Origin of the sequence: Gulosibacter sp., from assembly GCF_052090685.1 — a bacterium.
Taxonomy (GTDB): Bacteria; Actinomycetota; Actinomycetes; order Actinomycetales; family Microbacteriaceae; genus Gulosibacter.
In genome coordinates this window covers 1-23,942 of the sequence record NZ_JBQDBE010000031.1, presented here as the reverse complement: position 1 = coordinate 23,942, position 23,942 = coordinate 1, and the positions used below count along the sequence as shown (strand labels likewise).

The window sequence follows — 23,942 nt, the reverse complement described above, 5'->3', positions numbered from 1 at the left end:
TACTTGAGGCAACGAATCAACCTTCCCGGAGGTATTGACATGAGGCAACAGGTGCCCACCGTGGTAACTGCCGCTGAACGCGACGATGCCATTGCGCCCGGTGCTGTGTCGGGCGGCAGCCACGGCGACGGTGTTGGCATCGGTACCGCCGAGTCCGAGGTAGGCGCGTTTACTCCCCGCATCGGTTTCACGTATTGGGGTGAGCGCGATGAGTTGTTCGGCGAGGCGGGTGCTTGCGTCCACGGCGCTCGAAAGTACTGATGATCCGGCACCTTCGCGTGCCGCTGTGGCTATGGCCTCAGCGATCGTTGGATGCTGTCGTTGCGTTAGGCGGCGCCACTGGTCGGTTGCGGAGGTGAGACTTCTAACGCGGTTCGTAGTGGGTCGATTTTGCTGAGCCGTTCGAGACCGGCGTCACCGAGTTTCTCAGCAGCCGCCTCACACAGTGCTTCCACCAGCGCCATCGCGGGCACTAACGTGTCGGAAGGTCCACGAGCTTCAACCCTGACGCTGAGCACGACCTCAGCAATACTCGCGATGGGTGATAACCAGCGGTCGGTAATAAGCGCGATACGTGCGCCGTTTTCACGGGCCTGATTGGCGATGCGTTCAGTTTCCGGGGCGTAGCGGCGAAAATCGAAGACCACCCACACATCGTGCTTTGCCCCCGATTCGAGTAGCACATCGACTTGACGCATCGTTTCGCGAGGGAATTCCCGCACACCCGGCCGAAACATCGCGAGTTCGGCCGCGAGGTGCTGGGCAAGGACCGCTGAGAACACCCCGCCGACCGTGGTAATCCCGGTGCGATCGTCCGATAACCAAGTCACGAGCTGGTCAACTTCGCTCACTCGAAGATTCGCGAACGTGCGATCGATGCCCTCGATATATGTCGCTCTGGACGCATCAAGCCGCTGAGATTCAGTCGTGCTCGTAGCCGCCGCATCCGGCTCGGCACGTCGCAACGCAAGTGAAAGGGCTGAGTCGCCACGAGCCTGCACCTCCTCGCGAAGACACTCTTGAAACGCTCGATAGCCGTTGAACCCGATGGTTTTCACAAAGCGAACAATCGTTGCGGAGCTCACGCCAGCTCGCTCGGCGAGCCGGTGCACGCTCATGAGTCCCGCCGCGGGATAATCACTCAGCAGCGTACGGGCCACCTTGCGTTCCGCGCTGGTGAGCTGTGCGAAATGCTGGTTTATTTGCTCCGTAACGCTACTGTTCACGATGACCGGTTCTGTAGGTCAATAGCCGATGCTGCATACGCGGCAATGAAGGTCTTCGCCACGCGTTCAAGCGCACCCTCGTCCGGGAGGAAACTGGCGTCGTGTAGTGAGGCGCTCCCGCTGTCAACCCCAACGAAGCTCATCGTGCTCGGCACCGCATCGCTGAAGAACGAGAAGTCGTCCGCACCGAGTGATCGCATCGGCTCGGTCGCGGTCAACCCGATTGCTGGCAGTAATTGGTCGAGTTCGGTCACAATCTGGGTGTCGTTGACCAGTTCTGGTTCGCCCTCGACATAGTCGAGGCTGCCGACACAGTCGAATGCGGCTGCCTGGTGCTGCACTAACCTGACGACTGCTTGGGCGAGTACCGCTGCTCGTGACTGCGAAGAATTCCGAATCGTAGCGATGATTTCGCCTTCGCCGGGCAATACGTTCGCGGCACCGTGTCCGACCCGAATCGTGCCCACGCTGATCGTTGCCTGATCCATGGGATCCACGGTGCGGCGCAGGATTTCTGGCAGCCCGGTCACGATATGTGCCACCGCGGCAGCGACATCCGAGCCGTGATGTGGATACGCGCCGTGGCCGCCGCGGCCCTCGACCTTCATCCGCAATTCCCCGGCAGCCGCATTCACGAGTCCGGCTCCGGTGGCAACGGCACCCTTGTCGACTCGTGGATGCACGTGCACCCCAACCATACGAGCGATCTCAAATTGCTCGAGCAGCCCCTCCGAGACCATGTCTGCGGCACCCGAGGGGTAGGCCTCCTCCCGAGGTTGTAGCACCGCAACCAACCCGTATGGTAATGGCAGATCGCGAGCCGCACGCACCACCGCGGTTAACGCCGCAAGGTGTACATCATGCCCGCATGCGTGCATTGCACCGTTCCGCGCGCCCCAGTCAAGCCCGGTGGTTTCAATGACCGGAAGCGCGTCAAGTTCGCCACGTAGCCCAATTGCGGGCCCCGACGGACCAATTCGCAAGGCGCCGCCGGTCTTCGCGAATGGTGTCGCCTCCAGGTCCATCGCGCCCGCCACCGCGACTGCCGTGTCGTCTTCTTGACCGCTGACACGCGGATTCTGGTGCAGTGCTCTGCGCAGTGTTGCAGCTGCGGGAAGCTCCACCGCGAGCGCATCAAGCCACTGTCTAATGAGGTCAGGCATCCGAGTCGCCGTCATTCGTTTTCGCCGTTTCCACCCGTTTCGGTAACGGGTGAGTCGGGACTCAAAGCGAGCGCTTTTGCAGCAACTGCCCCGAGTGGATCTACACCGTATACCCGAGCGGCATTCTCATAGGCGATCATCCGCGCAACCCGCTCACACTGCGATTGCGGCCAGCCATCGAGCTCGGCGAAGCGGGTCAGCGTTGCGGCGAGCCCGCGACGGAAAAGCATGGCGCCGAGGTAGTACAGTTCGGCTGCTCCCCACGCATCACCGCTGAAGAGAATCTTCCCGAATGGCGCGAGCTCGAGCGATTCGGCGATGATCGCCTCGGATCGCGATCCCGTGTAGTTAATCGCGAGCCCGACGTCGAAGTAAACATGTGGGAAAACATCCGCGAGATAGCCCGCTTCGCGATGAAACGGATAGCAGTGCAGCAGCATGAACCGGGCTCCCGAATCCACTGTTGCGCGGAGCAGCTGCGTCAGCAGCAGCGGATTGCAGTGATGCAGGTCCACATCATCATCGCCGTAACCCACGTGGAGTTGAATCACGCACTGACGGTCGATGGCCAGCCAAATGAGGTGCCGAATGAGCACGTGGCTGTCGAGACGTACCGGGCCGTCTCCATCCAGCAGCTGTTGGGCTGCGTCGCGCAGCTCATCGGGTGTGGGTCGCTCCGCTGAAAAATCGAACCCGATTCGATAGGCCGCGATGGACTTCACGCCGACCGCATGCTCGAGACGCGCGTCCAATTCGTGTTCGATGGCGCTCAGCAGGTCCTCGGCAGAGGCGCGCTGTCCGCGCATCCGCGCCGTCACCTGTTCGGCGACGACCTCGAGACGCACAATCTCGCAGGATGTCGCTCCGGTGATCTGCGAGATGTCTGCGGGGGAATTAATGAGATCGGCGCCGTGACCGGTTTCGATACCAAAAACCGTGATATTTGCGGCCTTGAGGAGCCGGCGATTGACCTCTTCACTGCCGAGTTCTGCACGCCGGGCGAGGTACTCATCGGGATCGGGAAATGCGGCGAGTCCAAGTTGCGGTGCGCAGTGCGCGAGTACCTGGAAGCCCACCTGCGAATCAAACCGGGTCGTTCCCGTTGTCGCTGGACGCGAGGACTCGGAAATCATCGCTTCAAACGCCGCTCGGTCGACATCGTGTGTGATCACGCCGTGGCAGTGATGGTCGAACAACGGTAGATCGGAGAAATCCAGAGTCGTTGTCGTCGGTGATGTCAGTGAAATTCCCTCAGTAGACATTGGTGTACACCTCACATTGCTTTGCCGGGGTGAGTCCCTTGAGCTGCGCAATCTCCTCGCGTTTCACTGCGCCGAACGTCGTCACAAAATTCTCGTGGAACCAACCTCGGACGGTTTCGCTCGCTTCGAAGCGGTCGAGTGCATTGGCAAGATCGCCGGGGAGTTCGGCGAGGTCCTTGTGCTCCCCTTCAAGGTCGGCTTCACCCTCAATCACGGGAGCGGGATCGAGGTCTTCATCGATGCCAGCGAGTCCGGCTCGGATGATGATGCCGAGTAACAGCCACGGGTTCGCCCCGATGTCGCTCGCGCGGAACTCGAAGTGAAGTTGCGAAGAGGGATCGCGACCGTCGAGCTCATTCGTGGGGCAGATGCGCAGTAGCGCCTCACGATTCTGCAGACCAAGAAAGGCGCGGGCCGTGGACCAATTGTGCGGTGCCAGACGGTCATAGCTCGTGAACAATGGTGCGAACAGCGCGGCCATATCCGGTGCATACTTCACGATGCCGGCGGCGAATTTGCCGCCGAGTACTGACAGCCGGCCCGGCCGAGAGGGGTCCCAGAGCAGGTTCTCGCCGTCGGCCCGATAGAGGCCGAAGTGCACGTGCACGCCATTGCCGCCGCCGCCCGGCGTGATCACCGGCGCAAAGCTGGCGTGGCGGTCGTGTGCCTCGTAAAGGTCACGCACGATATCGCGGATGAGGATTGCCCGGTCGGCGGATGCGAGCGGGGTGGTTGGTCGGACGGTAATTTCAAATTGATTTTCGGCGTATTCCGGTAGCCAGTTTTCCGGTTCGAGTCCGGCTCTGTGCAGCGTGGCCATGAGTTGTGTACCGAGCGGTTCGGCATTGCGATAGTTCTGCAGGGAGAACGGGTGCGGCTCAGCCTTGGCCGACATGTCGACAAACTCGTGTTCAAAGGAAGAGGTCATGTCGATACCGTGCTCGTTGAGGTCCGCAATCGCGCGTTTTAGAAACGAGCGCGAGCAGGATTCCCATGGGGAACCGTCAAGTTCGATGAGATCAGCAAACACAAGGTTGAGCGGCGTGCGTCCGGGGATCGTGTCAATGCGGACTCTTGTGTCGAGATCCGGCTTGAGTCGGAGATCACCGGATGAGCCATATGGGATGCCATCGACGATGTGCCCGAGTGGTCCGATACCGAGGTTTGCCGGTACCCACCCGAGTGTGGTGGTCTCGGTGAATTCCTCGAGTCGCAGTGCCCTGCCCTTCGTGCGTGCGGCGAGATCATGTGTCGCAAGGAAGATAAGTTCGTCACGGCTCGGTATGGTCTCAGTTTCCGCATTGGCTGCGGTGTTGGGTTCGGTCATGCGTCAATATCCTCTACGGTCAGTCGGGATCCGATTCGTTTTGCCAGTGCGGGGCGGCTCAGCACGATAATGAGCCCCACGAGGCACCAGGCTCCGGCGAGCCAGGGGAAGTAGGTATAGGGCGGTTCTTGGCCAACCACCTGAATCACATATACATACCCGAGGAACACCAGGGCAAGCACTGGGAAGATAATCTCCCATTTCGGGATTCCCGTGCCCTTCTTAAAGGTGTACCGAATAACACCGATTGAGGTCATGCCGTAGGCGATGACCATGCACAGCGTGCCCATTGTTGCGTACCAGTAGTACGCATCCACGCTCGTGGCACCGAAGGCACCGAGGGCGAGTGCCATGACGGTGGTCAGGATGACGGCCACAATGACCGATACGGACGGTACCTGCGTGGTCGGATTTATTTTCGCGAAGGATTTTGGTCCGAAGCCGTCGCGGGCCAGCGCGAAGAGCAGCCGGGAGGCGGCCGTACTGGAACTCAAGAGCGCGCCGAATGCCACGAGGAAAGCGATGATCGAAATGATCACGGCAAACCACGGCCCAATGTACATCGATGACAGGGTTGTGAGGGTTGATGAAGCGGTCGCAAAGGCTTCCACACCCGCCTCGTCGGTACCGAATCCGACGGTTTGTGCAAACATCATGAACACGTACACGAAACCACCGATGATGACCGCGAGGAGCACGGCGCGTGGAATCACGCGCTTTGGTTCGGCAGATTCTTCACCGAGTGATGTACCGGATTCGAAACCCGCCCACGAGAGAAAGCCAAACACCGCGGCAGTCATGATCGCGGTGATGGGAGCATCCCCAGGGGTGAGCGTCGAAAGGTCAAGGCCGGTGGACACCGGTGCGGTACCCGCACCAAGCTGCACAATGATCACGACCGCGAGCACGAGCATCGCGCCGATGCCCACGAAGCCGATCCCGAGCAGCACTCGGGCGACGATGGCGGATTCACGAAGGTTGAGTACCAGGGCGAGGATCCCCACGCCGAGTGCCACCAGCATCCACATTCCGGGAGGCATGAGGACGCCGAGCTCGGCCATCATTGCCTCGAAAAACACGGCACAGGCACCAACGATGCAGGCGGCAAAGAAGATATACGTTCCCAGCAGCGCGAAGCCGCCGAAGAAGCCTGCACGCGGGCCGAGCGTGGTGCCCGCGAGCGCATACACCGACCCCGCGTGCGTGATGCGCTGAGTGAGTCGGACGAACCCGTATGCCACCAGAAGAGTGCCGATAAAGGCGGCGATGAATGTGAACGGTACGGATTTACCGACGAGGGCAGCGACACCGATGCCGTTGAGTGACATCGCCATGACCGGCCCCATGAAGCCGAGACCAATCGCCGCGATTTCGAAGGTGCCGAGTGGACGTTTCGTTTTTGGGGATGCGACCTTGGTCGCGTCAACATTGCTCAATAGTCCAGCCCTCACGTCGGATGTGATCATGGTCCTCGCTACTTTGCGAGGTGGTTCGCACGCGGCTCGTGGATTACGTCCACACTGAACCAAACGTTTCAATATTCCATAAACTAACCCCTCTTGTAACAGTTGTCACGTCAAAATCGGTTCTCAGTGCTCAGTCTGTACCAACAATTACCCCGTTGTGCAGCGATGACCCATAGTTCAACCGCAAGTGGCCTCACCGCACTAGGTTGATGAATGACCGGATCCGGTCATTCAGTTCACCCCCGCACATCGGAGGAAGCCATGTCATCCACACCCGCAACCCCGAAACTTGCTCACCGCCTCGGCGCGGAAGCTCTCGGTACTTTCTGGCTCGTATTTGGCGGAGCCGGTTCCGCCGTACTGGCCGCGAAATTTGTCGGTGATGATCAAATCTCAGTCGGAGTGGGACACCTCGGCGTCGCCCTCGCCTTTGGCCTCACCGTCTTGACGATGGCTTACGCCGTCGGTCACGTCTCCGGCGGCCACTTCAACCCTGCCGTTACCCTCGGCCTTGCCGTCGCAAAGCGCTTTGAATGGCGCGATGTCCTCCCCTACGTCATTACCCAAGTCATTGCGGGTGCCGCGGGCGCTGGCGTGCTGTGGCTGATTGCTTCGGGTGCCCCCGATTTCGAGCCCGGCGGATTCGCCTCGAACGGTTACGGGGAGCTCTCCCCCGGCGGGTTCTCGCTCGTTGCCGTGCTGATCGCCGAGGTGGTCCTCACCGCGTTCTTCCTCTACATCATCCTCGGCGCCACCGACGATCGTGCCCCGGTCGGGTTCGCACCGATCGCAATTGGTTTCGGGCTCGCGCTGATCCACATCATTTCGATTCCGGTATCGAACACCTCGGTGAACCCGGCGCGTTCAACGGCAACGGCGTTCTTCGGCGGTGGTGAATACCTCGGTCAGCTTTGGCTGTTCTGGGTCGCGCCCCTCGTCGGTGCCGCGATTGCGGGCCTCACCTATGCCATCATCACGGGTGTCAAGCGAGAGGCCGTCGACGTCTCGGGAGAAGTGGAATAGCGCCTACACGAGCGATGGCGCTGCGGCACCGGTGGATGCGATGAGGCGCGAGACCGATCGGAGGTACTTCTTCCGGTACCCGCCCTCGAGCATCCCCCCACCGAAGATTTCATCGAGGGGCAGACCACTTGCAATCACCGGGATCTGCGCGTCATAGACCCGGTCGATAAAGGCAACAAACCGCAGCGCCTCCGCCTGGTTCGTGAGTTCTTTCACGTCCTCAAGCACGATGGTGTCAATCTCTTCGAGCATTTTCACGTAGCGAGAAGGGTGCACCTTTGCGAGGTGATCAATCACGCCGCGGAAGGAATCGCGGCTGATGGTCTGACCTTGCTCAACCCGCGTATCCACCTGTGCCTGCAGTTGCTCGGACTTGGTGACAATGGCCTCACCCTCAACGGCACGTCGACGGAAGTCGACACCGTCAATGCGCAGAGTCTCGAAGACTGAAGAGAGCTTCGTGATTTCGCGCAGGAAGTCCTGCGCAGCAAAGCGGCCCTCACCGAGCGCATTTGGCGGAGTGTTCGAAGTCGCCGCGACGCAGGTACCGGTATCAACGAGTTCACCGAGCAGCTTCGACATCACCATCGTGTCGCCCGGATCATCAAGTTCAAACTCGTCAATCGCGATCAGCGAGGCGCCAGTGAATGCCTTGACCGCATTCTGATAGCCGAGCGCACCGACAAGCGCCGTGTACTCAATAAACGTGCCGAAATACTTGCGCCCGGGATAGGCATGCCACGTGGCCGCAAGCAAGTGGGTCTTACCGACACCAAAGCCACCGTCAAGGTAAATACCGGGTTTCGTGGTGTTCGTTTTCTTTGAGAACAGGAGGCGCGAAATGAATCCGAGACCGCTGGTCCCCTTCGCCGTCACATCACCGGCGAAGTTTCGACACACTTCGACGGCCTCAAGCTGCGAGGCGTAGTTCTCGTCTGGGATATACGAGTCGAAACTCGCGGTGCGGAATTGCGGCGGTGGAACCAGTGCATCCACCATCTCTTGAGCCGTCATTTGGGGTACTCGATCGGTGAGCTGAACGATGCCGCCTGATGCCACGAAACGCTCCTGCGTGAGAAAAACTGGGACAATTCAGCCTACGCGCGATTACGCTCTTAGGTAATATGCTCGGCGAATCTTCCTCGACAATCGCTTGCTCGTCTAGCCTGGTTGAGTCGCCATCACAACCGTGGCGCACGATTTGAGGAGTGTTTTCGTGAGCATTGAGCTAGACCAGCAACCGAAGTTTGCCGAATACGCGCACCCTGAGCGCCTCGTTTCGACGGAATGGCTCGCGAAAAACCTCGACCGCGAAGGGCTTGTTGTCGTTGAGTCCGATGAGGATGTGCTGCTCTACGAGACCGGTCACATCCCCGGTACCGTGAAAATCGATTGGCACACCGACCTCAATGATGAGGTGGTTCGTGACTACGTCGACGGTGAAGGTTTCGCCACACTGCTCAGTGGTCTCGGGATCGCTCGCGAAGACACGGTCGTAATTTACGGCGACCGCTCGAACTGGTGGGCAGCCTACGCACTGTGGGTCTTCACTCTCTTCGGGCATGAGGATGTTCGTCTGCTCGACGGTGGCCGCGACAAATGGATCGCCGAGGGCCGCGAACTCACCCGTGAGGCGCCCTCGCGCCCAGCCGTGGACTACCCCGTAGTCGAGCGTCAGGACGCACCGATTCGTGCCCTCCGCGACGATGTCCAGGCTCACTTGGGCACCGGTGAACCGCTGCTCGATGTCCGCAGCGTCCCGGAGTACACGGGCGAAAAGACGCACATGCCCGACTACCCGGACGAGGGTGCGCTTCGTGGCGGGCACATCCCCACCGCAAAGAATGTGCCATGGGCACGCGCCGCAGCCGAGGACGGTTCCTTCAAATCGCGTGCGGAACTCGAGGCAATCTACGAAGCGGAGCTCGGATTCAATGCCAACCAAAACGTCATTGCCTACTGCCGAATCGGTGAGCGTTCGAGCCACACCTGGTTTGTCTTGCAGCACCTCCTCGGCTTCAAGAATGTTCGCAACTACGACGGTTCTTGGACCGAATGGGGCTCCCTCGTTGGCGCGCCAATCGTGAAGGGTGAGGCGCCCGGCGAATTCCCGCGGCGCTAACCACGCCCCCAGTATTTCGAGCGCATACCGACGGCCAGAAAGGATGCCATGACTGCTTTGCCGAATCAGCTCGCGGAGATCCGTGATGACTTTCACGCGGTTCCCGATAGCGAAAAGCTCAATCTTCTCCTCGAGTTTTCGGATGAACTTCCCGAAGTCCCCGAGGAATACCAAGACGTGCCCTTCGAGCAGGTTATTGAGTGCCAATCCCCCGTGTTTATCACCACCGAGGTGCGCGATGGCGTAGTCCAGATGTTCGCAAAAGCTCCTCCGGAAGCGCCAACCACGCGCGGGTTCGCATCCATTTTGGTCCAGGGCATCAGCGGGCTCAGCGTCGAAGAAGTCCTCGATATCCCCGCTGACTTCCCCTTCGATCTCGGCATCACCAAGCAGGTCTCGCCACTTCGACTGCGCGGCATGGTCGGGATGCTCGGCCGCGTGAAGCGCCAGGTCCAAGAACAGCTCGCGGGAGCAACGGGCGCGGCAGCGAGTGCTCCCGCGCAGCACTCACAAGACCTAGGCTGACCGAGTGGCGACCACAATCGAGTCCATGCCAGACCCAGACTGGCTGCGCATTCTCACGGCACAATTTGCCAGGCCGGGCGACATCCTGAACCTCCGTGACGAGAGCGTGGATGAGCAGATTCGCGAGCTCTACACCCCACCGCGCCGAGATTGGGTGCGGATGAATATGATCGGCTCGCTTAACGGTCGCGTCACCGGTTCGGATAGCACCTCCGACACACTCTCGAATCGGGCCGACCGGCGCATCCTCGGCATCATTCGGCAAATGAGCGACGCGATCATCGTGGGCGCACAAACGGTGCGACAAGAGCGTCACCTCGCGACCAAACCAACGTGGCTGTGCATCGTCACCGGCTCGGGGAATCTTGAGGGTCACCGAATTTCGGTCGAGGATGCGGCAGCGTCAGTGCTCGTATGCTGCCCCGCCGAGGCGCGTGCCGAAGTGGAACGCACCATCCCGGGCGCGCAGATTCAAGAGCTTTCCCCGCGGGACGGCCGGCTCTCGCTCGACGAGGTGCTCGCGGCGCTGAAAGAGCGCGACCTGCGCCAAATTGTGGTGGAGGGTGGCAACCGGCTGATCAGCCAGTTCCTCGACGAAGGTCGGTTGGATGAAATCTGTTTGACCCAGGCCCCGGTATTCGCACCGAACGACGCGACGTCGTTGCCCGGCTCAGAGACTGGCACGGCGTTCTCGCGCGAACTGCTCCTCGAAGACTCCGAGAGCTTTATCTATCAGCGGCTGCTGTCGCAGTAATCCCCCGCGCAGCTTCGCTAACCCCGCGCATCCAACCAGTTACCCACCACGCGTTCCCAGCGATTGGGTTCTCGATTCCACAGGCGCACGTGGCGGGCACTGGCAAACTCTTCGTATTCGACGATCCCCGGCAATGTCTCGGCGAGTCGGCGGCTCGGCCCGACGGGAACGATGGTGTCCCCCGCGGAGTGCAGCAGCAGCACCGGTACTTCAATTTCGTGGGCGTGGGCGACAAGATCCACATCTTCGAGGTTGATCGGTTCCTTGAGCCTGATAAGGGAACGACCGAGATCGGAGCGCAGCAGCCAGTTGGCGAAACGCTTTGAGCGGTCAGGAATCCATTTCACGCTCGGCTGATATTCGATCGTCGCGCGCCAATCCACACCCGGCGACTCGAGCATAATCCCCTCGATCATTGGATTGAAGCGAGACCGCAGGTACGTGAGCGTGGCGATCGTACCGCCCATTGACCAACCCGCCAGTAGGATGCGCCGAGCGCCGCGGGCGACTGCCCACTCAATCGCCGCATCCACATCGCGCCATTCGGTAAGTCCCAGCCCGTAGCGGCCGCCGGGAGCGGCTGGTGCACCGTAGTCATTGCGATACGTGACCACGAGCGAGTTCCACCCGCGCGCGGCAGCAAGGGGCACCGTGCGCAAGGGTTCCACTCGCGAGGCACCGCGGCCGTGCACGTGAATCATCCAGTGTCCGGGTTTTGGCTCGGTCGCCGGAATCAGCCACGCAGGTGCGTTCCCAAGCTCGGTGGGAATTTCAACTTCTTCCCAAGGCAATCCGAGATCAGCAATATCGCGCTGCGGTGCCGACATGACGCGCACCATCTTGGTACCCACCAACTGCATCCCAACGGCACCAAAATAGCGTCGGGTGACGGTGCCAACCGTCGCGTGCACAATCTCCGCAAGAACCGCCCGGCCACGGCCGCCACCCCAGGAAATTGTGTACTGCCCCGCCTGCTCGGATTCGATCGTGCGTTGCAATTCGATCGTGCCCGCGCCGGGAGTGTCCGGATCCACCGTGATTGCGGTCACTCGCACGGTCTCCGGTGCCGTTGGCCGGCTCGTGATCAGTGTTCTCGCGAGCAGGCTCCCCAAACCGCCAATTGCGGTGGCGGTAAGCCCCGCGGCACCGAGGGTAAAAGCACCAAGGTGAAGTGGCCAGTTTGGGTTCTTTGACGTTTCGCGCATACTTTCTTTTCTCGGTCCCCTCACTCATCGGCGCGCCTGTCCAATCGCTGCCGGGCGCCTGCATACTCTCTTCGCGTGGTGGTCAGTTTGCATCCAGTGCCAGCGGAATTCGATCGAGCTGCGGAGTCTATCCGAGCGGTCGAGTTCCGAAGCGACCTGCGCGTTCAGGAGATTCGACCGCCAGATGATCTGGCGCCCAACTCCCTTGCGCTCGCCGCTGATGTTAGTCCGGGTCAGCTTGAAGGAGACTCCCATTTTGGCACCGGGCGCTTCATCATGCTGCACGATTTGTCTGAACCGGAGGCTTGGCGCGGACAGTTTCGAATCGTTTCCTTCGCACAGGCTCCACTTGAGACTGATATCGGTGCGGATGCGATGCTCCCGGATGTTGCGTGGTCCTGGCTCATGGATGCTCTCGAAGAGGAGCAGGCTGATTACGACTACCCCTCCGGGACGGTCACGGTAGTGAACTCCAAGGGTTTTGGGGAACTCACCGAACACGGAGAAGGCTCCCAAATCGAGATGCGCGCATCATGGTCACCGCAGTCGGATGACCTCGCGCCGCATGTCGCGGCATGGAGCACCCTGCTATGCATGCTCAGCGGTCTGCCTCCGGTTGACTCGAGCGAAGTACCCGCAATTCGACACATCGCTCGGAATCATGGCCGCGGTTGATGCCCGACGCGTGGAACGCGGTGACCTCGATGTCATCGACACCCACGAGGAATTGGCGGCTGCCATCACTCGACTTCGCGACGGGCACGGCCCAATCGCAATCGATACAGAACGGGCCTCCGGCTTTCGATACTCCGACCGCGCGTATCTCGTGCAGATCTTCCGTCGTGGATCCGGAACACTCCTGATCGATCCAATCCCATTCGGCTCGCTCGCCGACCTCGCGGCCGCCATTCAGGATGAGCAGTGGATCCTTCACGCTGCCACCCAAGACCTGCCGTGCATGCGGGAAATAGATCTCATCCCCAATAACCTCTTCGACACGGAACTTGCTTCGAGGCTCCTTGGCAAAGACCGCGTGGGGCTCGGCGCAGTCGTTGAAGAACTGCTTGGTATCGAGCTCGCCAAGGCACATTCTGCAGATGATTGGTCGGTGCGGCCGCTGCCCGCATCCTGGCTCGCATACGCGGCACTCGACGTGGAACTCCTCATCGATGTTCGCGATCGGCTTGCCGAGGAACTCATCGACGCGGGTAAAGACGGCTGGGCCAAAGAAGAGTTTGAGCACCTCCTCGGATTCCGACCCAAACCGCACGACCCCGAGCGCTGGCGCCGGATTTCCCGACTTTCGTCGCTCCGATCCCCGCGCCAACTGGCTGTTGCCCGCGAACTTTGGCTTGCCCGCGATGACTATGCCCGCGAGACGGATACCGCCCCCGGACGCATCATTCCCGATCGCGCCATCGTGGCTGCCGCGCAGGCACTGCCTCGAACCCTCAACAAGCTGGCGGCCCTCAAGACCTTCACTGGCAAAGAGTCGCGCACCCAGATTGACCGCTGGGGTGCCGCCATTCGACGCGGACTGACCACCGAAGAGCTTCCGCAGCGCACCGCCAGATCCGGAAACGGCATCCCGCACCCCAAGGGCTGGGCCAATAAGCGTCCGGAAGCGGATGCCCGCTTCAAGGCCGCCCGTCCCGCGGTGGCTGACACCGCGGAGCAGCTCCACGTTCCCACCGACAACCTGTTAACTCCCGCCTATCTGCGGCAGGTATGTTGGGAGCCGGTTGGTACGGATGCTGAATCGATTTCTCAGCAGCTTGCCAACTTGGGCGCGCGGCAGTGGCAGATCGACATTACGGCTCCCGTGATTGCGGAGGCATTTGTCGAAGCCGCATAAATCCTGAGCACACTCTTAGTGTGGTCTGGATAAGATTGACCGTTGTATTGCCCGCGAGGACGCGGACAGAAACTGGCTAGGGAGGATACGTGACCGGATCCGAGGTCTACTACATCGACGGTGCTCGCACACCGTTCGGCCGCGCTGGAGAGAAAGGGATGTACTGGCAAACGCGTGCTGATGACCTCGTGGTCAAAGCGATGCGTGAGCTCATTGAGCGCAATCCCGAAATCCCCGGCGAACGATACGACGACGTGGCAATCGCCGCGACAACGCAGCAGGGCGATCAGGGTTTGACGCTTGGTCGGACCACGGCGCTGCTTGCCGGACTTCCGAACACGGTTCCGGGGCTCGCAATTGACCGGATGTGTGCGGGAGCCCTCACTGCGGCCTCCCTCATGGGCGCATCGATCGGCTTCGGCCAGTACGATGTCGCGATTGCCGGTGGCGTGGAGCACATGGGGCGTCACCCGATGGGCTTCGACGCTGACCCCAATCCCCGTTTCCTCTCGGAGCGTCTCGTTGAGGGCGATGCACTCAATATGGGCAAGACGGCCGAACGATTGCACGACCGCTTCCCCGAGCTCACCAAAGAGCGTGCGGACCATTTTGCGATGCGCTCGCAGCAAAAGACGGCCGCAGCCTACGCCGCGGACAAGTTCGCTCGTGACCTCGTCCCCGTTGCCCTCGAGTCGGAAGCCGGCTGGGGCCTCGCAACCCGTGACGAGCATCCTCGCCCCGACACGACAATGGAGGGACTCAGCGGACTCAAGACGCCGTTCCGTCCCCATGGCAAGGTCACCGCGGGTAACGCTTCGCCGCTGACGGATGGTGCCACCGCGTCGATTCTCGCGTCAAAGCACGCGGTCAAGAAGTTGGGGCTCAAGCCGAGGATGCGTCTGGTCTCCTATGGTTTCGCCGGTGTGCAGCCCGAGGTCATGGGCCTCGGGCCTGTCCCTTCGACTGAGCGCGCGCTGGAACGCGCAGGGCTCAAGATTGACGATATTGGCCTCTTCGAGTTGAACGAGGCCTTTGCGGTGCAGGTGCTGTCCTTCCTCGATCACTTCGGCATCAAGGATGACGACCCCTCGGTCAACCAATACGGTGGCGCAATTGCCATGGGCCACCCGCTGGCAGCCAGTGGTGTGCGGCTGATGATGCAACTCGCAAACCAATTTGAAGAGCATCCCGAGGTCCGTTACGGCGTCACCGCGATGTGCGTCGGACTCGGTCAAGGCGGCACCATGATTTGGGAGAACCCGAATTGGAACCGCAAGAAGCACGCACGAGCTGGAAAGTAGGCAGGGAATTGAAGACCCCAACATTCGATGCGGATTACTACGGCCCCCTCGTCAACGCGGTTGAAGGGGAGGTGATCACGGAAGCGAAGGTCCGCGATATCACGCTTCCTTCGGGCAAGATCATCGCGCTGATCACCCTTGACAATAATCGCGACTATAAACGCCCGAATACCCTCGGCCCAAACACTCTCGTCGGTCTCGGGACAACGCTCGAGGCACAGCGCGGGCGCGCCAAGGCCAAAGAAATTGATGCGGTCGCGATCACCGGCAAGCGATTCAACTTCGCCGCCGGCGCAGATCTGTCGCTGGTCAATCAGATTCCCAGTCCCAAAGAAGGTCGGCTCCTTGCCGAACTCGGCCACAACGTCCTCGGACTCCTGGGCGACCTCGGCGTTCCGAGCTTCGCGTTCGTAAACGGCCTAGCGCTTGGCGGCGGCCTCGAGGTTGCACTGAACTCGGACTACCGGACTATCGACACGTCCTGCCCCGCGGTGGCGCTGCCGGAGGCCTTCCTCGGACTAGTCCCGGGCTGGGGCGGGGCAAGCATCCTGCCAAACCTCATTGGCATCGAGAACGCCCTCAAGGTGATTATTGAGAACCCACTCAAGCAGAACCGCACCCTCAAGCCCCAGCAGGCACACGAACTCGGGATCTTTGACCGCCTCATCGGCGCCGTCAACTTCCTCGAAGACTCGCTGAAGTTCGCGGATGCGGTGCTCACCGGTAAAGAGAAGGTCACGCGGCCAAATGAGCCGGGCAAAATGGAGCGGGTAGCCAAGTGGGATATCGCCATCAAGATCGCTCGTAAGCAGCTCGAAGCCAAGCTCGGTACCGTCCCCCTCGCTCCGTATAAGGCGCTCGACATCCTCGCGCTCGCGAAGCACAACGACCGCGCGAAGGGATTCGAAGCAGAGAACGATGCGCTTGGCGAACTCATCGTGGGTGACCAATTCATGGCCTCGATGTACGCCTTTGACCTCGTGCAAAAGCGTGCCAAGCGGCCCGCAGGAGCCCCGGATAAGGAGCTCGCCCACAAGATTACGAAGGTCGGCATAGTCGGTGCCGGGCTCATGGCAACCCAGTTCGCCACGCTCTTCGTCCGTCGCCTCCAGGTGCCGGTCGTGCTCACCGACCTCGACCAGGAACGCGTTGACCGCGGCGTCGCCGGGGTACATGCCGAGCTCGACAAACTCACCGAAAAGGGCCGTCTTGACGCTGACAACCACAAGCGCCTTAAAGCACTCGTGACCGGCACCACCGATCGCTCCAAGTTCGCGGACTGCGACTGGGTGATCGAGGCGGTGTTCGAAGAGGTCAAAGTCAAACAGGATGTATTCGCCGACCTCGAAAATATCGTTTCGGAAGAGACGATTCTGGCAACCAATACCTCTTCACTTTCGGTGGATGAGATTGGCAGCGTGCTCAAGCATCCAGAACGTCTCGTGGGTTTCCACTTCTTCAACCCCGTTGCGGTGATGCCACTGCTCGAGGTCGTCAATGCGGAAAAGACGAACGAGGTGACGCTTGCGACCGCGATGGCTGTAGCGAAGGACCTCAAGAAGAATGCCGTCATCACGCGCGACCGCCCCGGATTCGTGGTCAACCGTGTGCTCGCAAAGGTGCTCGGTGAATCGATGCACGCAGTGGACACGGGTACGCCGATCGAAGTGGTCGACACTGCGCTCGCGCCAATGGGCTTGCCGATGACGCCGTTCGAACTGCTCGAACTCGTCGGTCTCAAGGTTGGTGCGCACGTACTCGAGTCGCACCACGCCCCGTTCCCCGAGCGCTTCTTCGAGTCGGAGAATCTCAACAATCTCGCCGATGCGGGCGCGAAGCTCATCGAGCGCGATTCCAAGGGCGAGAAGAAGGGATACACCAAGGAGTTCCGCAAGATTGTGGGCACCGACGGGAACTCGCCGCTCAGCGCTGAAGAATTCCGCGATCGCGTCGAGACCGGCTTGGCCGAGGAAATCCACATCATGCTCGAGGAGAACGTGGTCGAGGCAGTCGAAGACATCGACCTCTGCCTCATCCTCGGTGCCGGGTTCCCGCTCTACTCGGGTGGCATCACGCCATACCTCGACCGTGTCGGTGCAAGCCAGAAGGCATTCGGCGCTACCTTCCACAACCCACCGATCCGCGGAGCGGCACACCGCTAGGTCCGCAACTCCGAACCCCAGAATTGTCTCCGCAGGTCGTCCCAGTTGACGGCCTGCGGAGATGTTTTTGCGCCGCCAGCTTCTGAGCCGGCCGTCGCCGATTCCACTTGCCCCGAGCATCCGCAACCCGACCGCCTACAATGAAAATTCATCCCACCCGATGACGCAGACGTAACGGGAGGCGGGCATGGAGTGGTTGCGAGAGTTCCAGTGGCTCGGTTGGGTCGCAGCCGCGCTCATTCTCGGTCTGATCGAGGTAGCCTCGCTCGACCTGGTCTTCGTGATGCTCACGATCGCGGCGCTCGGTGCGGCCAGTGTTGCGCTTGCCGGCGGCTCGCTCGTAGTGCAGGTGCTCGTCTTCGTTGGCATCTCAGCACTGCTGCTGATCGTCGTGCGGCCGATTGCGCTGCGTAAGCTCCGGCCGGCCGCTGCAACTGAACTCACCAATGTCGCGGCGTACATCGGCCGGCAAGGGGAAATCCTCGAAATCACCACGAACCGCACGGGGCTGGTGAAAGTGATTGGCGAAGACTGGTCCGCTCGTAGCGTGGATCCGGAGCGCACATTCCAAGTAGGCGACATTGTCCGAGTCGTGCGCATCGACGGTGCCACAGCAGTCGTCGACGCAGACCATGACGAATTCACACCCCCATCCGAGGAGGCCCCGAATGCCTGACTCCCTCATCGCCGACATAGTGCTCTACTCCGTGTTGCTATTGCTCATCGTCTTCACGTTCTTCGTGTTGGCACGTGCCGTACGGATTGTTCCGCAGGCAACCGCGCTCATCATCGAACGGCTCGGACGCTATCACCGTTCGCTGCACCCCGGGTTGCATTTCATCGTGCCCTTCATCGATCGGGTACGCGCCAACGTTGATCTCCGCGAGCAGGTCGTGTCATTTCCACCGCAACCGGTGATTACTTCCGACAACCTCGTGGTCAGCATCGACACGGTGATTTTCTTTCAACCGACTGATCCGAAGGCCGCAACCTACGAAATCGCGAACTACATTCAGGGCATTGAACAACTCACGGTTACCACGCTGCGAAATGTGATCGGCTCCCTCGACCTCGAACAGACGCTCACCAGTCGCGACAACATCAACAGTCAGCTCCGTGGTGTGCTCGATGATGCGACTGGTCGCTGGGGTATCCGCGTGAATCGGGTCGAGCTCAAAGCGATCGACCCACCACCGAGCGTGCAGGATTCAATGGAGAAGCAGATGCGCGCCGAACGCGACCGTCGAGCAACAATCCTCAATGCGGAGGGGATCAAACAGTCTGAAATCCTCAGCGCCGAGGGCGAGAAACAAGCACAGATCCTGCGTGCCGAAGGAAACGCACAGGCGCAGATCTTGCAAGCTCAAGGCCAGGCACGCGCCATTCTGCAGGTATTTGATGCCATCCATCGCGGCAACGCTGATTCCAAGCTCCTCGCCTACCAGTACCTGCAAGTGCTGCCAAAAATTGCCGAGGGCGACTCGAACACCGTGTGGATCGTCCCGGGTGAATTTTCCAAAGCCTTACAAGGGATCGGTGAGGCGCTCGGTATCCAGACGGACCCCAAGACGGATGACGGGACGGGGCTCGACGCCGACCCGAGTGGGCTTCGGGACAATGACAAAGGTGAGCACACGGATATCGCGCTCGACGACGACGATCTGGAAGACCCTCGAGAAGCGCTACGCAAGGCGCACAGCGACGTGGCGCTTGCTTCCGAGCTTGCCGAGGATGTGGTTCCCGATGACAAGCGGCCGCCCGGTCCCGAGTAACGGCTAGTCCCGAATTCCGTCAACCTTCGCACCTTCTTGAAAAAGTGCCACGGATTGCTATTCTCCGGGCGTGTCGTCGCGTGTCGCACCAAGCTGTGGCACTTTATCAAAACTGCGAACTTCGAGAGAACCAGTACCGGCTCTCTACGACACCGGTCTCGACGTAACTAAAGGCGTTTTACGGGCTGCCTCAGAATCGTCCGCAGCTTTTCCGGAGCTGTCTTGCGCGCATCCGACAGATATATCTCGTGGTGACGCCCCGTCATTGTGAGGCCTTTCGAAGGAATGTATTCCTCATGCATCCGTTGCAGCACCGGGCCCTCGTCGTCATAGGAGCCGATGTGCAGTGTTTGCACACTGAGTCCATCCGTGTGGGGCTCAAACCGCACTCGATCGAGCGCAACTGGAGCCTTTGGACGCACAGCTTCGTGGGCTTCCGACACAATGTCGCCGGTCACGTACTCCGGTTGGGCAATCATCATGGACCAGTCCCAATCGTCCTTTTGCCGACTTGCGAAGGTCGACATGTCCTGCGCCCACCAGATTCCCTCGAGCGGAGACACGGTGTGCACACGGCCGAGTGTCGCTTTGCAGATCTTGCGAATGGCGTAGCTCAGCGGATATAGCGCTTCCAACGCTTCACGATACTGCTGGGCGGTATTGGGGTCGCCATGCCCATCCACCTTGAGAAACCAGAGCTCGGGCACATCAACAAGGGTAAAAACGCCGTGCTTTGGGGCGTAGAGCTCCCGACGCGCCTTCTTGATGTCGTAATGTTCCACGAGACCCCTAGTTCGACCGCAGGCTCTGGATGATCTCGGCCGTTGCGAGGGGCTCCCCCGTTTCCCGCTCGGGGCGCGCGTGGGGTACTCGCGATCCGAGCACCTGCGCGACGATGTCCCGGCCGATCTTGCGGGAGGTGAGCCCCGCATCCTCGAGGATTTGCTCGCGCGAGGCGTGGTCGATGAACTCGTCAGGGAGACCAAGTTCGGTGACCGTGGCGTCCACCTCGGCAGCACGAAGGTCCTGACGAATACGCGTACCGATACCGCCAACCTTGACGCCGTCTTCGATCGAGATCACGAGGCGATGGTGACGAGCGAGCTCAATGACCGACTCGGGTACCGGTACGACCCAGCGTGGATCCACCACCGTGACCCCGATGCCCTGTACCTCGACAAAGTTCGCGACTTCCACCGCGATTGCCGCCATTGACCCAACGGCAACAATGAGCACATCGCTTGAAGAACCGATTTTCAACACATCCACGCCGTCTTCGAGCCGGGATACGGCCTCGATTTCCGCCCCGACTTGGCCCTTGGAGTAGCGAAGCACCGTCGGGCTGTCCTCAACTTCAACCGCTTCGCGCAACTCCTCGCGAAGGCGGGTGGCGTCACGTGGTGCGGCGAGTCGGATCCCCGGGATCACCTGCAGCAGTGCCAAGTCCCACATCCCGTGGTGGCTCGGTCCGTCGGGCCCTGTGACTCCCGCGCGGTCGAGCACGAAGGTGACAGGCGCATGGTGCAGCCCAACGTCCATGAGCACCTGGTCGAAGGCACGGTTCATGAAGGTGGAGTAAATCGCGACCACCGGGTGCAGTCCGCCGTAAGCCATTCCCGCGGCTGAGGTGACGGCGTGTTGTTCCGCGATCCCCACATCCAGGACACGGTCGGGGTAGGCAGCCTTCATCGGCGCAAGCCCGACCGGCCGCAGCATCGCCGCGGTCACACCGACGATGTCTTCACGCTCGCCCGCAAGCGTAACCATTTCTTCGCCGAAGACGCTGGTCCAGGATTTTCCATTCGAGGCTGCGAGCGGTTCGCCCGTAATCGGGTCGATTTGGCCCACTGCGTGGAATTGGTCGTTGGCGTCTTCGGTGGCAGGACGGAATCCGTGTCCCTTTTCGGTGATGGCGTGAACGATGACCGGTCCAGGATGCCGTTTGGCTTGTCGAAGCGCTTCTTCGAGGGCAGCTTGATCATGCCCGTCGATTGGCCCCAGATATTTGATGTCGAGATTGGAATACAGCTGGTCAACATTCGAGAATCGTGCGAGAAAGCCGTGCATACCGCCACGGACCGCACGAAAGATACTGCGGCCCAGGCGCCCACCAATTCGTGAAAAGGCCTCTCCCGAGCGTCGCTGGAGCGCCGTATACGTCTGATCCGTACGAACCCGGTTGAGAAATCTTGCGACACCACCAATGGTCGGTGCATAGGAGCGGCCATTGTCATTCACGACGATCACCATGCGACGACTGTTGTCATCACTAATATTGTTGAGCGCTTCCCAAGTCATACCACCGGTGAGCGAGCCGTCACCGACGACCGCAACCACGGTGCGGTCGTGTTCGCCCGCGATCTTCCAGGCGCGTGAGATCCCATCCGCCCAGCTCAGCGAGCTCGAGGCATGCGAAGACTCGACAATGTCGTGCTCCGATTCTGAGCGCTGTGGATAGCCTGCCAGACCGCCACGCTCGCGCAGCAGACTAAAATCCTGTCGGCCGGTGACGAGCTTGTGGACGTATGACTGGTGCCCGGTATCAAAGACAATGGCATCGTGTGGCGAATCAAATACGCGGTGGATGGCGAGGGTTAATTCGACCGCGCCAAGGTTCGGTCCAAGATGCCCACCCGAACGCGACACGTTCTCGATCAGGAATGTGCGGATCTCTTGCGCGAGACGCTTCATCGCGCGCAGCTTGAGTGGTTTGAGATCACTCGGGGTGTGAATTCCGGGAAGAATCTCCTTGTTCATCCACTCCCCTGACGTCTGGTCGGTCGGCACCTACACTGACCGGGTAAGGCCCAATCCTAACGCGGTGGCACTGTCGAAGAGCAATTCGGCCCTCGAGTCTCCGCTCTTGTGTCGAGGCTCCGTTTCTGCCCGGGCCCTCGTTCTCAAGCAACGCAAAGGCGGGTTCGGGGTTACGAGAAGAGAAGTACTTCTCGCAACACCGAACCCGCCTTAGCGAGGTGTAGTGCTACTTGCTGTTCTTGGCGACCAGTGAACGCAGCACGTACTGCAGGATGCCGCCGTTGCGGTAGTAGTCGGCTTCACCCGGGGTGTCGATGCGCACTACCGCGTCAAACTCGACCGGCTCGCGACCCTCTTCCGAGAACTCGGTCGGGGTTGCCGTCACGTGCAGCGTCTTCGGGGTACGACCCTCATTGAGTTCCGTCAGGCCGGTGATCGAGAAGGACTCGGTACCGTCGAGCCCGAGCGATTCAGCCGATTCACCCTCGGGGAACTGCAGCGGGACAACACCCATACCGATCAGGTTCGAGCGGTGGATGCGCTCAAAGCTCTCGGTGATGACGGCCTTGACGCCGAGCAGGCTCGTGCCCTTTGCAGCCCAGTCACGCGAGGATCCTGAACCGTATTCCTTACCGGCGAGCACCACAAGCGGGGTGTTCTGTGCCGCGTAGTTCTGGGCAGCGTCGTAGATATACGACTGCGGTCCGCCATCCTGCGTGAAGTCGCGGGTGTGGCCACCTTCGACGCCGTCCAGCAGGAGGTTCTTCAGGCGGATGTTCGCAAAGGTTCCGCGGATCATGATCTCGTGGTTACCACGGCGCGAACCGTAGGAGTTGAAGTCACGACGCTCCACGCCGTTCTCGCTGAGGTAGCGACCGGCTGGGCTTGCCATCGCAATCGAACCCGCAGGCGAAATGTGGTCGGTCGTGGTCGAGTGACCAAGCTTCACGAGCACGCGAGCATCCGTGATGTCCTCGACGGGGGTCAACTCGAGCGTCATGCCGTCAAAGTACGAAGGCTTGCGTACGTAGGTCGACTGCTCATCCCACTCGAACGTGGCACCGGTCGGGGTGGGCAGCGAACGCCAGCGCTCGTCACCCTCGAACACCGATGCATACTCATCGGTGTACATGTCGGTGTCGATCGAGGCGTCAATGACCTTCTGTACCTCGTCAGCGGCTGGCCAAATGTCCGAGAGGAAGACGTCCTTGCCGTCCTTACCCTTACCGAGTGGCTCGTTGTCGAAGTCGAAGTCCATCGAACCGGCGAGCGCGTAGGCAACCACGAGCGGCGGCGAAGCGAGGTAGTTCATCTTGACGTCGGGGTTGATACGACCCTCGAAGTTACGGTTACCGGAGAGCACCGCAGTGACCGCGAGATCGTTGTCGTTGATCGCCTCAGAGATCGGCTCATCGAGCGGTCCCGAGTTACCGATACAGGTGGTGCAGCCGTAACCAACGAGGTAGAAACCGAGTTGGTCGAGGTAGCTGGTGAGACCCGACTTGTCGTAGTAGCTCGTGACGACCTTGGATCCGGGAGCAAGGGTGGTCTTGACCCAAGGCTTGGTCTCTAGGCCCTTCTCTACCGCGTTGCGAGCGAGCAGGCCTGCAGCCATCATGACCGAGGGGTTCGAGGTGTTGGTGCAGGAGGTGATGGCAGCGATCGCGACCGAACCGTGGTCGATCTCGAATTCCGCGCTGCCGTCGTTCACCGTTACCGGGTTCGAGGCACGGTCGTGTGGGTGTGCCGCGCGCTCGTAGTGGAGGGATGACGGTGCACCGGTCTCGAACTTGCCGGGGTCGGATGCGGGGAAGCTTGCTTCGCTGAGGACATTGACATTGTCGATCTTCGTGTCGGCGTAGTCATTGAGGTCGCTCGCGAACTGCTTCTTCGCTTCGGTGAGCTCGATGCGGTCCTGTGGACGACGGGGCCCAGCAATCGAAGGCACGACGGTTGCGAGGTCGAGCTCGAGGTACTCCGAGAAGTTGGGCTCGATCGAGGGGTTGTGCCAGAGGTGCTGCT

20 protein-coding genes and 1 pseudogene are annotated in these 23,942 nt (G+C 60.7%); 10 read left to right on the top strand and 11 right to left on the bottom strand.

Annotated elements, in window-relative coordinates; all coding sequences use genetic code 11:
* From ACTHXA_RS14535 to ACTHXA_RS14510, 6 genes and pseudogenes are all read right to left on the bottom strand, one after another.
* Positions 1-306, bottom strand: a pseudogene (locus ACTHXA_RS14535) (hypothetical protein); the annotation flags it as partial.
* Between the two features lie 20 nt (positions 307-326).
* Positions 327-1,226: a MurR/RpiR family transcriptional regulator gene (locus ACTHXA_RS14530; protein WP_441673591.1), complete on the bottom strand. Its 900-nt coding sequence runs from the start codon at positions 1,224-1,226 to the stop codon at positions 327-329.
* Positions 1,223-2,389, bottom strand: a complete 1,167-nt coding sequence (locus ACTHXA_RS14525; protein ID WP_441673590.1) for a M20 metallopeptidase family protein — start codon at positions 2,387-2,389, stop codon at positions 1,223-1,225. The genes ACTHXA_RS14530 and ACTHXA_RS14525 overlap by 4 nt, the downstream gene beginning before the upstream one ends.
* An 11-nt stretch (positions 2,390-2,400) precedes the next feature.
* On the bottom strand, positions 2,401-3,651 hold the full coding sequence (locus tag ACTHXA_RS14520; protein WP_441673589.1) for an amidohydrolase family protein: 1,251 nt from the start codon (positions 3,649-3,651) through the stop codon (positions 2,401-2,403).
* Entirely contained in the window at positions 3,641-4,978 is a 1,338-nt protein-coding gene (locus tag ACTHXA_RS14515; RefSeq protein WP_441673588.1) for a glutamine synthetase, read from the bottom strand. The genes ACTHXA_RS14520 and ACTHXA_RS14515 overlap by 11 nt, the downstream gene beginning before the upstream one ends.
* Positions 4,975-6,444, bottom strand: coding sequence for an APC family permease (locus ACTHXA_RS14510; RefSeq protein WP_441673587.1), 1,470 nt, complete (start codon positions 6,442-6,444; stop codon positions 4,975-4,977). Before ACTHXA_RS14510 ends, ACTHXA_RS14515 begins: the two co-directional genes overlap by 4 nt.
* 261 nt (positions 6,445-6,705) lie before the next feature.
* On the opposite strand from ACTHXA_RS14510, the gene aqpZ reads away from it, so the two are divergent.
* Positions 6,706-7,467 carry an aquaporin Z gene (gene aqpZ / locus ACTHXA_RS14505; protein WP_441673586.1) on the top strand — a complete coding sequence of 254 codons (762 nt, stop codon included), beginning with the start codon at positions 6,706-6,708 and terminating at the stop codon, positions 7,465-7,467.
* A 3-nt stretch (positions 7,468-7,470) separates the two neighbouring features.
* Here the strand turns inward: aqpZ and zapE are convergent, their stop codons facing one another.
* Complete coding sequence (gene zapE / locus ACTHXA_RS14500) at positions 7,471-8,481, bottom strand: cell division protein ZapE (RefSeq protein ID WP_441673592.1); 1,011 nt, start codon at positions 8,479-8,481, stop codon at positions 7,471-7,473.
* A gap of 202 nt (positions 8,482-8,683) precedes the next feature.
* Here zapE and ACTHXA_RS14495 point away from each other — a divergent pair, with 202 nt between their 5' ends.
* Genes ACTHXA_RS14495 through ACTHXA_RS14485 form a run of 3 tightly spaced genes read left to right on the top strand, consistent with a single transcriptional unit; the run spans position 8,684 to position 10,868 of the window.
* Positions 8,684-9,589 (top strand): sulfurtransferase, encoded by a 906-nt coding sequence (locus tag ACTHXA_RS14495; RefSeq protein ID WP_441673585.1) that lies wholly within the window; start codon positions 8,684-8,686, stop codon positions 9,587-9,589.
* A gap of 48 nt (positions 9,590-9,637) precedes the next feature.
* Positions 9,638-10,114 carry a SufE family protein gene (locus ACTHXA_RS14490; protein WP_441673584.1) on the top strand — a complete coding sequence of 159 codons (477 nt, stop codon included), beginning with the start codon at positions 9,638-9,640 and terminating at the stop codon, positions 10,112-10,114.
* 4 nt (positions 10,115-10,118) lie between these two features.
* Positions 10,119-10,868, top strand: coding sequence for a dihydrofolate reductase family protein (locus ACTHXA_RS14485; RefSeq protein ID WP_441673583.1), 750 nt, complete (start codon positions 10,119-10,121; stop codon positions 10,866-10,868).
* A 17-nt stretch (positions 10,869-10,885) separates the two neighbouring features.
* Here ACTHXA_RS14485 and ACTHXA_RS14480 read toward each other — a convergent pair whose 3' ends face one another.
* Positions 10,886-12,073 (bottom strand): alpha/beta hydrolase family protein, encoded by a 1,188-nt coding sequence (locus ACTHXA_RS14480; protein ID WP_441673582.1) that lies wholly within the window; start codon positions 12,071-12,073, stop codon positions 10,886-10,888.
* Between the two features lie 75 nt (positions 12,074-12,148).
* On the opposite strand from ACTHXA_RS14480, the gene ACTHXA_RS14475 reads away from it, so the two are divergent.
* The 6 genes from ACTHXA_RS14475 to ACTHXA_RS14450 all read left to right on the top strand — a co-directional run bounded on the left by ACTHXA_RS14475 (position 12,149) and on the right by ACTHXA_RS14450 (position 19,163).
* Complete coding sequence (locus ACTHXA_RS14475; RefSeq protein WP_441673581.1) at positions 12,149-12,748, top strand: DUF3000 domain-containing protein; 600 nt, start codon at positions 12,149-12,151, stop codon at positions 12,746-12,748.
* The gene (locus ACTHXA_RS14470) at positions 12,735-13,928 is read left to right on the top strand and encodes a ribonuclease D (protein ID WP_441673580.1); all 1,194 of its coding nucleotides are present in this window, start codon (positions 12,735-12,737) and stop codon (positions 13,926-13,928) included. The genes ACTHXA_RS14475 and ACTHXA_RS14470 overlap by 14 nt, the downstream gene beginning before the upstream one ends.
* 89 nt (positions 13,929-14,017) lie before the next feature.
* A complete protein-coding gene (locus tag ACTHXA_RS14465) occupies positions 14,018-15,229 on the top strand; it encodes a thiolase family protein (protein ID WP_441673579.1) in 1,212 nt (403 codons plus the stop codon).
* Positions 15,230-15,237: 8 nt separating this feature from the next.
* On the top strand, positions 15,238-17,391 hold the full coding sequence (locus tag ACTHXA_RS14460; RefSeq protein ID WP_441673578.1) for a 3-hydroxyacyl-CoA dehydrogenase NAD-binding domain-containing protein: 2,154 nt from the start codon (positions 15,238-15,240) through the stop codon (positions 17,389-17,391).
* 187 nt (positions 17,392-17,578) lie between these two features.
* Positions 17,579-18,067, top strand: a complete 489-nt coding sequence (locus ACTHXA_RS14455) for an NfeD family protein (protein WP_441673577.1) — start codon at positions 17,579-17,581, stop codon at positions 18,065-18,067.
* Positions 18,060-19,163: an SPFH domain-containing protein gene (locus ACTHXA_RS14450; RefSeq protein WP_441673576.1), complete on the top strand. Its 1,104-nt coding sequence runs from the start codon at positions 18,060-18,062 to the stop codon at positions 19,161-19,163. Before ACTHXA_RS14455 ends, ACTHXA_RS14450 begins: the two co-directional genes overlap by 8 nt.
* Before the next feature lie 167 nt (positions 19,164-19,330).
* Here ACTHXA_RS14450 and ACTHXA_RS14445 read toward each other — a convergent pair whose 3' ends face one another.
* From ACTHXA_RS14445 to acnA, 3 genes are all read right to left on the bottom strand, one after another.
* The gene (locus tag ACTHXA_RS14445; RefSeq protein ID WP_441673575.1) at positions 19,331-19,945 is read right to left on the bottom strand and encodes a GyrI-like domain-containing protein; all 615 of its coding nucleotides are present in this window, start codon (positions 19,943-19,945) and stop codon (positions 19,331-19,333) included.
* 7 nt (positions 19,946-19,952) lie between these two features.
* Entirely contained in the window at positions 19,953-21,920 is a 1,968-nt protein-coding gene (dxs, locus tag ACTHXA_RS14440) for a 1-deoxy-D-xylulose-5-phosphate synthase (protein ID WP_441673574.1), read from the bottom strand.
* 226 nt (positions 21,921-22,146) lie between these two features.
* On the bottom strand, positions 22,147-23,942 hold a 1,796-nt coding region (gene acnA, locus ACTHXA_RS14435; RefSeq protein WP_441673573.1), incomplete at its 5' end, for an aconitate hydratase AcnA.

Excerpts from the sequence above, each read along its gene's own strand:
- ACTHXA_RS14525 (WP_441673590.1), bottom strand. The coding sequence starts at position 2,389 with ATGCCTGACCTCATTAGACAGTGGCTTGATGCGCTCGCGGTGGAGCTT.
- ACTHXA_RS14520 (WP_441673589.1), bottom strand. The coding sequence starts at position 3,651 with ATGTCTACTGAGGGAATTTCACTGACATCACCGACGACAACGACTCTG.
- ACTHXA_RS14515 (WP_441673588.1), bottom strand. The coding sequence starts at position 4,978 with ATGACCGAACCCAACACCGCAGCCAATGCGGAAACTGAGACCATACCG.
- ACTHXA_RS14510 (WP_441673587.1), bottom strand. The coding sequence starts at position 6,444 with ATGATCACATCCGACGTGAGGGCTGGACTATTGAGCAATGTTGACGCG.
- aqpZ (WP_441673586.1), top strand. The coding sequence starts at position 6,706 with ATGTCATCCACACCCGCAACCCCGAAACTTGCTCACCGCCTCGGCGCG.
- zapE (WP_441673592.1), bottom strand. The coding sequence starts at position 8,481 with ATGACGGCTCAAGAGATGGTGGATGCACTGGTTCCACCGCCGCAATTC.
- ACTHXA_RS14490 (WP_441673584.1), top strand. The coding sequence starts at position 9,638 with ATGACTGCTTTGCCGAATCAGCTCGCGGAGATCCGTGATGACTTTCAC.
- ACTHXA_RS14480 (WP_441673582.1), bottom strand. The coding sequence starts at position 12,073 with ATGCGCGAAACGTCAAAGAACCCAAACTGGCCACTTCACCTTGGTGCT.
- ACTHXA_RS14470 (WP_441673580.1), top strand. The coding sequence starts at position 12,735 with ATGGCCGCGGTTGATGCCCGACGCGTGGAACGCGGTGACCTCGATGTC.
- ACTHXA_RS14455 (WP_441673577.1), top strand. The coding sequence starts at position 17,579 with ATGGAGTGGTTGCGAGAGTTCCAGTGGCTCGGTTGGGTCGCAGCCGCG.
- ACTHXA_RS14450 (WP_441673576.1), top strand. The coding sequence starts at position 18,060 with ATGCCTGACTCCCTCATCGCCGACATAGTGCTCTACTCCGTGTTGCTA.
- dxs (WP_441673574.1), bottom strand. The coding sequence starts at position 21,920 with ATGAACAAGGAGATTCTTCCCGGAATTCACACCCCGAGTGATCTCAAA.